General features: G+C 73.1%; 12 protein-coding genes. 8 read left to right on the plus strand and 4 right to left on the minus strand.

Going from position 1 to position 12,728, the window contains the following annotated elements:
* Positions 1 to 18: 18 nt before the first annotated feature.
* Positions 19 to 2,475: an ATP-binding protein gene (locus A3G1_RS34960; RefSeq protein WP_018350283.1), complete on the minus strand. Its 2,457-nt coding sequence runs from the start codon at positions 2,473 to 2,475 to the stop codon at positions 19 to 21.
* A 149-nt stretch (positions 2,476 to 2,624) separates the two neighbouring features.
* Here A3G1_RS34960 and A3G1_RS0114920 point away from each other — a divergent pair, with 149 nt between their 5' ends.
* The 7 genes from A3G1_RS0114920 to A3G1_RS40565 all read left to right on the plus strand — a co-directional run bounded on the left by A3G1_RS0114920 (position 2,625) and on the right by A3G1_RS40565 (position 9,588).
* A complete protein-coding gene (locus tag A3G1_RS0114920; RefSeq protein WP_085985706.1) occupies positions 2,625 to 3,995 on the plus strand; it encodes a M48 family metalloprotease in 1,371 nt (456 codons plus the stop codon).
* Entirely contained in the window at positions 3,988 to 5,385 is a 1,398-nt protein-coding gene (locus A3G1_RS0114925) for a type IV secretory system conjugative DNA transfer family protein (protein WP_040478411.1), read from the plus strand. The genes A3G1_RS0114920 and A3G1_RS0114925 overlap by 8 nt, the downstream gene beginning before the upstream one ends.
* A complete protein-coding gene (locus A3G1_RS0114930) occupies positions 5,382 to 5,972 on the plus strand; it encodes a hypothetical protein (protein WP_018350287.1) in 591 nt (196 codons plus the stop codon). Before A3G1_RS0114925 ends, A3G1_RS0114930 begins: the two co-directional genes overlap by 4 nt.
* Positions 5,969 to 7,081: a hypothetical protein gene (locus A3G1_RS0114935; RefSeq protein ID WP_157641146.1), complete on the plus strand. Its 1,113-nt coding sequence runs from the start codon at positions 5,969 to 5,971 to the stop codon at positions 7,079 to 7,081. Before A3G1_RS0114930 ends, A3G1_RS0114935 begins: the two co-directional genes overlap by 4 nt.
* The gene (locus A3G1_RS34965) at positions 7,078 to 7,491 is read left to right on the plus strand and encodes a hypothetical protein (RefSeq protein ID WP_051110538.1); all 414 of its coding nucleotides are present in this window, start codon (positions 7,078 to 7,080) and stop codon (positions 7,489 to 7,491) included. The genes A3G1_RS0114935 and A3G1_RS34965 overlap by 4 nt, the downstream gene beginning before the upstream one ends.
* A 155-nt stretch (positions 7,492 to 7,646) precedes the next feature.
* Positions 7,647 to 8,651 carry a hypothetical protein gene (locus A3G1_RS0114950; RefSeq protein WP_157641147.1) on the plus strand — a complete coding sequence of 335 codons (1,005 nt, stop codon included), beginning with the start codon at positions 7,647 to 7,649 and terminating at the stop codon, positions 8,649 to 8,651.
* On the plus strand, positions 8,641 to 9,588 hold the full coding sequence (locus A3G1_RS40565) for a peptidase inhibitor family I36 protein (RefSeq protein ID WP_018350290.1): 948 nt from the start codon (positions 8,641 to 8,643) through the stop codon (positions 9,586 to 9,588). The genes A3G1_RS0114950 and A3G1_RS40565 overlap by 11 nt, the downstream gene beginning before the upstream one ends.
* Positions 9,589 to 9,591: 3 nt before the next feature.
* Here the strand turns inward: A3G1_RS40565 and A3G1_RS0114960 are convergent, their stop codons facing one another.
* A complete protein-coding gene (locus tag A3G1_RS0114960) occupies positions 9,592 to 10,428 on the minus strand; it encodes an EamA family transporter (RefSeq protein ID WP_018350291.1) in 837 nt (278 codons plus the stop codon).
* 81 nt (positions 10,429 to 10,509) lie between these two features.
* Between A3G1_RS0114960 and A3G1_RS0114965 the strand changes: the two genes are divergently transcribed.
* Positions 10,510 to 11,076, plus strand: coding sequence for a helix-turn-helix domain-containing protein (locus A3G1_RS0114965; protein ID WP_018350292.1), 567 nt, complete (start codon positions 10,510 to 10,512; stop codon positions 11,074 to 11,076).
* Between the two features lie 3 nt (positions 11,077 to 11,079).
* On the opposite strand, the gene A3G1_RS0114970 is transcribed toward A3G1_RS0114965, so the two are convergent.
* Entirely contained in the window at positions 11,080 to 11,835 is a 756-nt protein-coding gene (locus tag A3G1_RS0114970) for a bestrophin-like domain (protein WP_018350293.1), read from the minus strand.
* A 21-nt stretch (positions 11,836 to 11,856) separates the two neighbouring features.
* Complete coding sequence (locus tag A3G1_RS0114975; RefSeq protein ID WP_018350294.1) at positions 11,857 to 12,630, minus strand: GEVED domain-containing protein; 774 nt, start codon at positions 12,628 to 12,630, stop codon at positions 11,857 to 11,859.
* Positions 12,631 to 12,728: the final 98 nt, after the last annotated feature.

The following is a 12,728-nucleotide window of genomic DNA, read 5'->3' on the forward strand; positions in this document are numbered from 1 at the left end:
GTGCATCCGGTTTAGAGGTCAGGACAGCTGGAGCCCGAGCGCAGCGTAGATCGCGGCGGCCTGCTCACCGTGCCAGGCGCTGGCCAGCGGGTCGTCCAGGCTGATGGCCAGGCCGGAATGGGCCCGGGCCTGCTCGTGGCGGTTGCCGATCTCGGTGGCGATGCCCAGAGCCCGCTGGTGGGCCTCCACAGCCGCCTGGCGCTCACCGGACAGGTGCAGGGCGGTGCCGAGCGAGTTGTGCAGTTCCGGTTCGGCGACGCGGTCCTCGCACTCGACGATCAGCCTGAGCGCCCGGCGGAGCATCTCCGCCCCGGCAGCTGGCCGGCCCAGGTGAGCCTCCGCCGCGCCGAGCCTGCCGAGGGCCAGCGCGGTGGCCCCGCGCATCTTCAGCGACCTGGCCAGTTCCAGCGCCTCACGCTGCTGGGCCGCCGACTCCTCCACCTGGCCCCTGCGGAGCTTGAGCCAGGCAATGTTGCTGAGGGTGCTCGCCAGGGCTTCCCGGTCGCCGTGGCGTTCCTTCACCACCAGGCACCGGCGGTAGTACTCCTCGGCCTGGCCGAACTGGCCGAGCAGCTCGTATGCCTCGCCGAGGTTGCTCAGCGCGATGGCCTCGGTCTGCCACTCCCCGAGCCCGACGGCGATGGCCAGGCCCTCCTCGTAGCAGGCGATCGCCTTCGCGTACTCGCCGCGCAGGTGGTGGATCGTGCCGATACCGCTCAGCGCGTGGGCGACCCCGAGGTCGTCGCCGATCGCCCGCTTGAGGCCGGCGGAGGCGAGGAAGTGGACGAGGGCCTGGTCGAGCTTGCCGATCCGCCAGTACACGTCGCCGATCCGGAACTCCGCCGCAGACTCGGCAGCCTGGTCGCCCGACGAGCGGGCCGCGTCCCTGCCCGCGGTGTGCACGACGAGGGCGTCGGCGTGGTGGCCGCGCATGTAGAACAGCCGCCAGAGCAGGGTGGACAGCCAGCTCGCGTGGCGGGGCCAGCCGCTGGCCGCCGCGAAGGACGCCGCAGCGACCAGGTTCGGGTGCTCGGTGTCCTGCCAGCGCTCCGCCTCGGACTCCGACTCGAAGGTGCGGGCATGCCTCGCCGAACCTGGCAGGCCACGGGGCCCGGACGGCTTGTCCCAGCTGTGGGCGGTGTCCTTGGCGATCTGCGTGGTGTGGACGTAGTAGTCGAGCAGCCGGTCGAGTGCCGCTGCCCGTTCCGCGTCGGGGAGGGTGGCCGCGAGTTCTGCCGCGTACGCCCGGAGCAGGTCGTGCATGCGGATCGCCGTGCTGCCGTGTTCCTCGACGAGGTGCGCGCGCAGCAGCGCGATGACCTCGGACTCGGCCTCTCCGTCGTACAGCGCGGCCAGTGCTCCCAGGTCGATGTGCCGGCCAGGGTGCAGGCCGAGCAGCGGGAACAGCCGGGCGGGGCCGGAGGGAAGCTGCCGGTACGACCAGGAGAAGACGGCACCGGCCGCGGCGCGCGGATCGGCGGCACCCAGCAGGTCGAGCTGGCTGGTGATCGCGGCGACGGACTCGCCGGGCCTGCTGGCCACCACCTGCGCTGCCACCCGGAGGGTGAGCGGGAGCCTCGCGCACCGGTCGGCCAGGTCCCGCGCGGCCTCGGGCTCTGCGGCCAGCCGGTCGCGCCCGGCGATGGTGCCGAGCAGCCTCAGCGCGTCGTCCTCCGGCAGCGGGCCGAGGCCGATCCAGTACGAGTCGAAGAGCGCCACCATCCCGATCTGGGCCTCGCGGCTGGTCACGACCGCCCGGCAGCTCGGCGAGCCCGGGAGCAGCTGCTGGACCTGGTCGACTGATCGGGCGTTGTCGATCAGGATCAGGATCTGCCGCCCGGCCGTCAGGGTACGGAACCGTGCCGACCTGGCCGCAGGGTCGTGCGGGATGTCGCTGTCCTTCTCACCGAGCGCGCGGAGGAAGCCGCCGAGTACCTCACCCGGGGTGACCGGGTCGGCCGCCGGGTCGTAGCCGCGCAGGTCGGCGTAGAGCTGCCCGTCGGGGAAGCGGCCGGCCACCCGGTGCGCCCAGTGCACGGCGAGCCCGGTCTTGCCGGCCCCGCCCTGGCCCGTGATCAGCGCGGAGAGGTGCCCGCCGCCGAGCAGCGCCCTGTCCAGTTCGGCCAGCTGGCCGGCGCGGCCGGTGAACGCCCGGACGTCCGGCGGCAGCTCCCGGGGCACGATCCTCGGCACGGGAACCGGCCCCGGATCGGGATCGGCACCGGCGCGCAGGTGGGCTTCGAGGAACGCGCTCCTCAGCGCCGGGTCGGTGGTGAGGGCGTTGAGGGCGGCCGTGAACTGGAGACGGTCCGGTACCCGTTTGCGGTCCAGCTTGAACATGTCGGCGATCGTGGACTGCGGCACCCCGGAGTCCTTCGCCAGCTGGGCCTGTGACTTGCCTTCCCGCGCGCGGAGCAGCCGGAACTGGTCCGCCAGCTCGCGGACCGTATTGACGGACTCCGGTGCCAGTTTCATTGGTGCGGTTCCTCCCCGTTGACCGGCCGCCTCGCCGATCACGGGAGATTACCCGGTAACCGGGTTCAACCGGGAACGACCGGGAACCATTGTGGAGAATCCACTGTCGACGGTTAGCTCTGCGGGACCTGAACCGCGAGGAGCGAACCATGATCTGCCCACAGTGCCGGGCACACAACCAGCCAGGGGCGCCGTACTGCGCCGGCTGCCGCCTGGTCTTCCAGCCCGAGCCGTACGCGTACCCGCCACAGCAGCGCCAGCCTCCGCTGCCCGTACCACCGCAGCCCCAGCCCCAGCCGCTTCCGGAGCCACCGGCCGTCTCCCATCGGCAGGCAGTGAGCGGGCCGGCCCTGGCCGAGCGGGTGTTCTCGCACCGGCCACAGCACTTCCCCAACGTGTTCGCGTGGCTCACGAGCGGCGTCTTCCGCGACTGGCGGAGCGTTGCCGCGGCGCTGGTCGCGAGCTGGTTCAACCTGCCGCTGGCGATCGTGTGCGCGGTGGCCGGCGGGATCGCGGGTGCCATCCTCGGTGTGTTCCACGGTGCGGGGCGCGCGCCGGCCGAGCTGGCCGAGGTGCCGGTGCTCGGTACCGCGCTGGACAGCTTCCTCTTCCAGGGCGGCGGCGTGGTCGGCGGGCTGCTCGGCTTCGCCGCCGGTACCGTGCTCGGTTTCCTCGGCGGGCTGGTCCTGCCGTGGAAGCTGGCCTTCGACGGCGACCCGGCCGGGGCGCTCGGGATCATCCTCGGCCAGGTGCTGGTGTCGCTGCTGATGGGCTCGCTGTACACGGTGTACGGCGTGGCGCTGGAAGGCTGGCGGTTCACAGTGGACGGTGGCCGCAGGCTGAGCCGCCGGGAGGCTGAGCTGCTGCTGCCGATCGTCGAGAAGTGCGCCGCTGACCTCGGGCTCGCCGGCCGGCCCCGCGTGCTGATCAGCGACCGGCGGGGCGACATCAACGCGTGTGCCGGTACGCGGCACATCATGCTGGAGCGCGGCATGCTCGAACAGCTCCAGTACGACCGGGACGCGATCGCGGGCATCATCTGCCACGAGCTGGCGCACTGGGCCAACGGGGACGTGATCTCCGCGCTGTTCGTCCGGGGCATGGCGCTGCCGCTGTACCTGATGTGCAACCTGTTCGCCGTGGTCCGTGACCAGGCGGCCAACCCCGTGCTGCGGTTCGCCGCCGGAGCGTTCGGCTGGTCGGTGCTGGTTCTCCAGCGGTTCTTCCTGGTACCGGTGCTGGCGGTCGACGCCCGCCGCGCCGAGTTGCGTGCCGACCGCGCGGCCGTCGTGGCCGGGTACCGGGCCGGCCTGCGCACGGCGCTCGTCCAGATCGGGCGGACCGAGCGGGGCAGCAACGGCTGGGAGCAGGCGATCTGCGCGAGCCACCCGCCGACGGAGCTGCGCCTGGAGGCGATCGAGGAGCAGGGCGGCAGCTACCCGCTGCCCGACCCCGACTCCCCGGCCCAGCCGTTCCCTGTCGTCGTGGCCAGCACGGTGAGCAGGGGCTACGGTGACTAGCCCCGCGCTGGCCCCGCTGCCGGAGGTGCGGGTGCAGTTCGAGGATCGGGTGTTCCTCGGCTGGGACAAGCAGGACCGGCTCCAGCCGGTCTGGAGCGCACGGGAGGACTCGGTCGGGCTGATCGGCCCGCCCAGGTACGGCAAGTCCTCCGGCCTGATCATCCCCAACCTGCTGACCTGGCCCGGCCCGGCCGTGTGCACCTCCACCCGTGGTGACCTGCTGGCCAAGACCGGGAACTGGCGGCGGCGCGTCGCGCACAGCGCCGGCGGGAACGTGCTGATCTACGACCCGCTGGGCTCGGAGTACCCGGAGCACAGCATGCGCTGGTCCCCGCTGGCCGGCTGTGCCGACCCGGCCGTCTGCTACCGGCGGGTGGCCGCGCTGACCGCCGTGAGCGGGCAGGGCGTCAAGGACGGCGACCACTGGCGGGCCGGGGCCGCGGGCATCCTGCGCGGGTACTTCCACGCCGCGGCGCTGGAGCGGCTGCCGATGTCGGTCGTGCGGCGCTGGCTGGCCGGGCAGGAGACCCGCGACCCGGTCGCGATCCTGCGGCTGTCCGGGAGCCCCGGCGCGATCTGGGCCGACGACCTGGAGTCGATCCGGATCCTCGGCGAGCAGGAGCGCGGCAGCTTCTTCTCCGTGGCCCGCAACACGCTGGAGGCGCTGGCCGAGCCGACGGTACTGCGCTCCTGCGACGCGACGGACCTGGACGTCGACAAGTTCCTGCACAGCCGGTCCACTCTGTACATCATCGGGCCCTCGCACGTGCAGCAGGCGATCGCCCCGCTGGTCGCCGGCCTGGTGGACAGCATCGCCCAGCGGGCAGCCGAACTGGCGGCCGAGCAGGGCGGGCGGCTCGCGCAGCCGCTGCTGCTCGCGCTCGACGAGGTCGCCAACATCGCGCCGATCCAGAGCCTGCCCGCCCTGGTGTCCGAGGGCGGCGGGCGGGGCATCGTGACGATGTGGGCTGTGCAGAGCCTGGCGCAGCTGCGCGACCGGTACGGCGTGGAGAAGCAGGCCGCGATCCTCGCAGCCACCACGGCCAAGGTCGTCTACGGCGGCATGTCGCACGGCCCCGACCTGGCCAACGTCTCCGGCTGGGCCGGGGAGGAACGCCAGAACACCAGCACGTTCCAGGCCGGCGGCAGCAGCGGCGGGGTGGTGAGCGCCGCGCCCGGCGCCCTGGGCGGCCCTGGCTTCCAGGGCCAGGGCCCCGGTTCGGTCACCGTCAGCGAGCTGTACCGGCCTGCCCTGCCGGTCAACGCCATCCAGCAGCTTCCGCCCCTGCACGCCTGGCTGTTCTGGCGCAGTGACCGGCACCGGCTGGTGGACACGCGTCCTGCCGGGCTGATCCCCGAGTTCCGCGCACTGGAGGGATTCACGCCATGACACCCTCCACTGTGTACCTGCTGCCGGTCGGCTTCCCGATGGGCGTCCTGCACGGCGAGGGCGCGCCGGTCGCCGTGATCCGGGTCGGCGCGGGCCTGGCAGAGGTCGGGCTGGCCGAGTACGAGGTGTGGAACCTCGCGGCCGAGCACCCGGCACACGACGCGCTGGTCGCGGCGGCGTACCGGGCCGGCGTGCCAGACCCGGCTGCCGTGCTCGGCACCCTGCACGGCAGCGGGCTGCTCACCGTCGCCGACCCCGCCTCCGCCGAGCTGCCGCACGTGCTGTCCCGGCTGCGGCTGGTCGCGCTGGGCATCGGGCTCGGCAACACCCCGGCCGAGCCGGAGACCTGCCTGATCTCCGGGCCGGACCTGGAACCGAGGGTGTCGGTCAGCCCGGGCGTGTACTCCGTGTGGGCCACCTCGTACCAGGCCGACATCTGGACGGCGTGCGGCTGGCTGGCCACCCAGCCCGAGCCCCCGGAGACCTCGCCGGCCGGCGTGCTCCGGCTGCGGCTCGCGCGGGCCGTGGTGGCGAGCCTGCCGGTGCTGCTGGCCGGCGGCGTCGCGTACCTGGACGAGGCGGCATGAGAGTCCACCTTGGCGCGTGGAGCAGCATGTTCGCGACGAAGACCAGCGCTGTCGGCTATGTCGAGCAGCAACCGCGCTCGATGACAGCCCTGACCGTCGGCGCTCTGCTCGGCGCGCCGGCCGCACTGCTCGCCAAGCGGGTCTTCTCGGGATTCGGGCCGGCTGGCGGCGTACTGGGCAGGGCGGCCGGAGCCGGCGCTGGCTGGGCCCATGGCAGGCTGACGGCCACGCAGCCCGGGCCGCCGGAGCCCAAGAAGGCCATGCCATGGTTCCGGCGGAAAGTCCAGGACGGCCGGATCGAGGCGGCTCGGGCCATCGGCGCGAAGGGTGAGCAGGCCCAGCTCCGCCTGGAGAAGTTCGGTACCGGCGGCACCGGCGACCGCGAGCACACCGCCGGCCGTACTGGGAAACGGGTAGTCGCCGCCGGGGACCGGATCGGCGACGCCACGGCGAAGGCGGCAGCGAAGGTACGCGGCACGCCGGAAGGCCGTCAGCCCGATCCGCGCCGGGCAGCACTGGCGAGGCGCCTGCAACAGCCCCCCGAAGTGCGCGGCGCGCCCGGCACGGCCAGGCAGGTGCCCCCGCCGGAGGTGGGGCTGGGCCGGTCGGCAGCCAGGTACGCGATGGAAAAGCAGCGGGAGGCAGCCAAGCAGCAGCGCGGCACCCAGCAGGCACCAGCGAGACGGCAGGCAGACCGGACAGCCGACCGGAAAGCGGCCCTGCGGCAGGGCATGCGGCTGGGCAAGCCGCCGGAAGGGGCGCGGCAGCCGGACCCGCAGAGGCTCGCGCACGAGCGCATCGCGCGCGACCAGGCACGGCTGGCGGTGGACCGTGACCGCAAGGCCAACGACATCACGCGGGTGAAGCCCGCCGACCGGGCGGCGTTCGACTTCCGGAAGTGGCAGCAACGGGAGATCGACATCCTGCGCCGGGAACAGCTGGCCGGCCGGCCGGCGACCGGACGGGCAGCCGTGCCACCGGCGAACCGGGCCAGCGCCGCCGATCTCCGGACGGCCTGGCTCTCCCGGCGGGCGGCCCCGGCCCCCGCCCGCAAGGTCACCCCCAGGCAGAAGAGCACCGGCAAGGACACAGGGAGGAAGGGGCTATGAGCACAGAGCCCGGTTACGAGGAACAGCAGGACCCCGGCCCGCCGCCGTGGGACTGGACGGGACTGCCACCAGACCAGCTCGCCGAGAACTGGGCCGAGCTGGCCGCCTGGGCCGGCTGGCTCCAGGAGGCGTACGCGCCGTGGGTGGTGCTTCCCGACTGCTGGCCGGCCCACGAGGGGCTGCGGACCGAACTCCGGATCTTCTGGTACTGGCACCTGTTCGCCGTCTCCGCGTCCTGGGAACCGTCCGAGGCGCTCGGCTGGCACAACGACCTGCGGTCGGCGGCGGTGGCGTGGCGGGAACTGGCGGCGTGCAGGCACGAGCCGCCCGTCCGGCACCAGGAACAGGTACAGGCCGAGCGGCTGGCCCGCACCCGCGGGTACGTCATGGCCGCGCTGGAGGGCCGGTGAGCAGCTTCGGGAAGTGCGAGCGGTGCCAGACGGCCATGATGCCGGGGACCGTCCAGTGTGCACGGTGCGGCTCCGGGCCCGGGAGCGTTCCCTGCCCGGCCTGTGCGAGGCATGCCCCGGCGGAGGCCCGGTACTGCCCGGGCTGCGGATGCGCCATGAACGCGGCCCGGCAACGCCCCGCCCGGCCGGCCACCGGGCCGTTCGTGCCGGCCGGGAGTACCGGGGCGTCGCGACGGCGGTTGCGGATCACCGGTGCCGTCCTGGCGGCCGGCGTCCTCGCCCTCGTCGCGCTGAGCGGCATGCGGTCCTGGTGGTACAGCCCGGGGGCCGCGGTGGATGCGTTCTTCGGCGCGCTCGCCGACCGGGACGCCACGGCCGCGCTGGCCCTCCTCGACCGCCAGGACCGCCACGACCGGCGCCCCAGCCCGCTCCTGGCCAATGGCCCGCTGCGGGACAAGGGATACGAGCCACCCAGCCAGGTCAGCATCACGAAGCTGACGACGGATGCCGGAGGCGAGCAGGCCAGCGCGGCCGTGCGGTTCCGGGTCGGCGGGCGGGAGCACACCGGGACGTTCCAGCTCCGGCGGAACGAGAAGTCCTCACTGCTGCTCTTCCACGGCTGGCGCATCACGTCGGGCGGGCTGGCGAGTGTGCGGGTGTCCGGCCAGGGCCTGGGCGAGGTGAGCGTCAACGGGGTCGCACTGTCTGATGAGGACGGTGACTTGCCGGTGCTGCTCGGCGGGTACACGGCGCGGGCTGCGGGCGGCCCTTTGTTCGACGCGCCGGCGGTCAAGGTCACGGCTGCCGCCGGGGCTGACACCACAGCGGAACTCAAGCCGGTACTCAAGGCTGGGGTGGCGGAGGAGGCCAGCCGTCAGGTCGAGGCGCTGATCGCGGAGTGCGCTCGCAGCACCGAGGCAGAGCCGCCCGGCTGCCCGTTCCGGGTGTCCCGCCAGCCGTCCGTCTCGTGGGTCATCACGGTCAAGCCCCAGTACACCGTGCAGTTCGAACCGGGCAGGGGCGTCGTCGTGTGGACCAGCCACGACGGCACGGCTACCGCCAGCCCACCGTCCGGAGGCAGGACCCAGACCAGCCGCTTCGGCGTCAACGGAACAGTTGAGAACATCGATGGAAAGGTGACGTACCAATATGCGAAGTAACCGCATCCTGGCTGCCGTGGCGCTCGCCCTGGCCTGTGCCGTCGTGCCGGCGGCCCCGGCCAGCGCGGCAGCCACTCCCCCGGTGCCGGCGTTCAGCGCCGTGCCCGACGACTACGCCCACCAGGACTCCGTCGACCGCTGCGACGCCGGTACGAAACCGGGTGTCTCCGACTTCTACCAGCTGCTGCGGAGCACGTACCCGGGGCTCGGCGAGCGCAACTGGGGCACGTACGTCTGCGATCCCAGCACGTGGGGCGGCCACGACCAGGGCCGGGCACTCGACTGGGGACTCAACTCCGGCAACGCCGGCGAGCGCGACATCGCCAGCACGGTCCTCGGCTGGCTGCTGGCCACGCGGGACGGCGAGCCGCATGCCATCGCCCGGCGGCTCGGGATCAACTTCATCATCTGGAACCGGCAGATCATCTACCTGATGACCGAGTACTCAGACCACAACTGGCACCCCTACGGCGGCGCAAGCCCGCACACCGACCACATCCACTTCGAGTTCGGCTGGGCCGGCGCGCAGCGGCAGACGACCTGGTGGACGGCGCGGGACACGGGCCGGGTGCAGCTGATCGGGCCGGGCAGGGACAGCTGCCCCTCCGGGTACCTGTGCGCGTGGGAGCACGCGGACTTCACCGGCCGGGGCGTGGCGATGTTCAACAACGAGGACCGGTGGTGGGAGCTGCCCGGCGGGCTGAGCCTGATCAACGACACCGGCTCGTCGTTCCTGAACGCCGACGCGTCGTGGACGGCCGTGGTCTGCGAGCACTACACCGACAACCCGGACGGGCTGGGCGGCTGCGTCACGTTCCCGCCGGGGACGGAGATCTCCAACGCCGGCGGTACCTGGATGAACGACACCATGTCCCACCTGCACTGGACGAGCGGCTCCGGCCTGGCCCCGGGTACGAAACCGCAGCGCAGGGCGTAGAGGTCAGGCGGCTGCCGCTCCGGCGACGCCGGCGATGGTCACGGCCACGCCGGCGAGCTGGAGGCGGGAGAGGCGCTCGGCGAGGACCTGCCGGGCGATCAGCGCCGTGACGACCGGGGACAGCGAGGCCAGGGCCGAGACGACGGAGAGCATCGCGCCGGGCCGGGTCGCGGCCATGCTGTAGGCGACGTTGGCGGCGATCTCGGTACCGGCGATGATGGCGATCCGGCCGAGGCTGCCCGGTTCGACGCTGATCTGCTGGCGGGTGGCGAGCACGATGGCCGCGGTCAGCGCGGTCATCGTGATCCGCTGGACGATCAGCGTGGTCGTGGCGTCGGCCTGGGCACCGAGCGGGACGGCCGTGTAGACGATGCCGACGAAGACGGCGGAGACGACGGCCATCAGCAGGGCGTAGCGGGAGGTCTTGCCGGTCGAGCCCGGCGCGCGGGCGACCAGCGCGACGCCGGCCAGGGCCGCGGCGACGCCGGAGAGCTGGAGGACGCTGGGCCGCTCGCCGGTCGCCAGGCCGACGACGACCGGGAGGACCGCCGCCGAGGCGCCGATCGGGGCCACGACGCCCATCGGGGCGTGAGCCATCGCCCGGTACAGGGTGAACATCGCGCCGATGGCGGCGAGGCCGGCCAGGACGCCCCAGCCGATCGCTGACAGGTCGGGGACCAGGCCACGGCCGACAACGATGACGCAGGTGCCGACGAGGATCAGTGGCTGGGCGATGAAGAGCACCGTGATGGCCGGCATGCGGCGGCTGATGCTGCCGCCGAGGAAGTAGGACGAGCCCCACAGGCCGCTGGCCGTGAGAGCTAGGACCGCCGAGATCACGCCCCGCCTCCGTACAATCTGATGGACTGCTCAGGACAGTACAGTGTCCGTCCATCAGAGTGAACTGCGAGGTGCACCACAATGAACTCGGACCAGGAGCCGGTGGCCCAGGCGATCGCCGCCCACCTCAAGGAGCTGCGCGCCCTGCGCGGCTGGAGCCTGGACGAGCTGGCCACCCGGTCGGGCGTCAGCCGGGGCATGCTGATCCAGATCGAGCAGGCCAGGACCAACCCGAGCGTCGGCACCCTGGTCCGGGTCTCCCAGGCGCTGGGCGTGACGCTGGCCCAGCTCGTGGTCGTCGAGCAGTCCCCGATCGTCCGGCTGACCCGGGCCGCCGACACGGTCCGGCTGTGGCAGGGCACCGAGGGCGGCCACGCCCAGCTCGTGATCGGCTCCGACCCGCCGAACTCCGTCGAGCTGTGGTCCTGGGTGATGTATCCGGGCGAGGTCTACCAGGGCGAGGCGCTACCCGGCACCCGCGAGCTGCTGACCGTCACCGAGGGCCCGCTGACCCTCGACGTCGGGGGCGAGGAGCAGTGGCTGGCGGCCGGCGACGCGGTCGCGTTCCGCTCCGACCGGTCCCACGAGTACCGGGTGGAGGGCCGCACCCCGGCCCGGTTCACCTGCGCGGTGATCCGCCCGGCGTGATCGTCACGCCGAGCTGGCGCTGATCGCGGACAGGAGGGCCTCGAAGGCTTCCGGGGTGACGGCGAAGGCGCGGCCGAAGGGCAGTTCCAGCTGGTACAGGATGAAGAGCAGGACTCCTGTCATCGCGGCGGCCGTGCCGAGCATCGCCAGGTGCGGGACAGTCGGGCGCAGCCCGGCGAAGAGCAGGAAGCCGGCGTTGATGACAGCTCCGGCGATCAGGGCTGGCCAGAGCACGGCCGGCATGGTCGCCCCTGCGGTGCCGATCCGGGCCCTGCGGGCTCCCGCGACCTCGGTGAGCTGGTGCGCCACCTGCTGCCGCGCCGCTGACTCCGGGCTCTGGTCGGCCGTGGTGCGCAGCTCGATGAGCAGCTCCGCCGCGCGGGGGCTGGGCCGCTGGTGCGCGGCCAGCTCCGGCCATTCCTGGTGGACCACGACCGTCGCGTACTCACGGATCTTCGCCCGGACCACCGCCCGCTCGGCCGGCGGCAGGTTCCTGGCGGCCCAGTGCGCCTCTGCCAGCGCGCCAGCCTCCCGGTCGGTGCTGGCCGAGGCCTCGCTGTGTGGTTCCCAGACCGCGATGGCGCCGAGGGAGATCAGGATCGCGAAGGCCATGCCGACGCTGGAGTAGAGCGCTCCGGCGATGTCGGCGCTGCCGGACAGCCAGCGCTCGGGCAGCAGCCGGGCCGCGAGCAGGCTGACTGCGACTGCCAGGGCAGCCGAGCCGAGCGCGACCAGGGCGCCGATGGCCGCGAGTTCCATGGTGGACCTTTCGTTGCTGGGTTATCTGGCGCGGGTCACGGCCCGGACAGCGGTGGCGAACGCCGACATGAACAGCCCGTTGAACAGCAGGAGGGCCGGCAGCGGTGGCGCGGGAAGCTGACCGGGCGGGGCCTGCGCCGGCCCGGGCGGCCTGGCGGCAGGCTGGACCACCGGCGGGGACGGCGGGCTGGCCGATGGCCGGGGCGACGGCGCGGCAGAGCGGGTCCTCGTTGGACGGACGCTGACCGGCGGCGAGGACTCGGGGACCACTGGCTGCACCGGCGCCGCCGAGGACGGCCTGGCGGCGGGGAACGCCACCCGGTGGTCCTCGACCTCGCCGCCCGCCGCGAGCCCGGTCGGCTGGATGTCGGAGGGTGCCACGCCGTAGAGCCGGAGCCGCAGGTACGTCGGCGGGCCGGGCACCGGGTCCCAGCGCAGCCGGACAGGCCCGCCGGAGGCGAGGGCCACGGTCAGCTCCGAGCTGTCGAAGTGCCCGTCGCGGTTGGTGTCGAGCCAGCCCGCCAGCAGGGCACCCCGGCCGGTGCCGTTGCGGATGTCCACTGTGGCCGTCGCGCCGTCCCAGCTGGTCAGGCCGTCGTCGGCGTCGCCGGGGCCGCCGTCGGGCTCCTCCGTGACGGACGGGCCGAGGGTCAGGGTGCCGCGATGGCTGAGGGTGTGCCGGGGTCCGTCGTCGGCCCGGGTGATCGCGTAACTCGCGGGTGCGTCGCCGTAGTCAAGGGCCGCGCCGGGGACGAGAGCCCCCGGCGCGGCGAGTAATAACCCGGCAAATCGCACAATTCACATTGTACGTACAGGATCGGCACAGACAGCCATCGAGACACGCTGAGACCCGCGCGGCACCTCGTCTCCCCCGGCGCGGGCTGTGCGGGCCG

This window comes from Longispora albida DSM 44784, from assembly GCF_000379825.1.
Taxonomy (GTDB): Bacteria; Actinomycetota; Actinomycetes; order Mycobacteriales; family Micromonosporaceae; genus Longispora; species Longispora albida.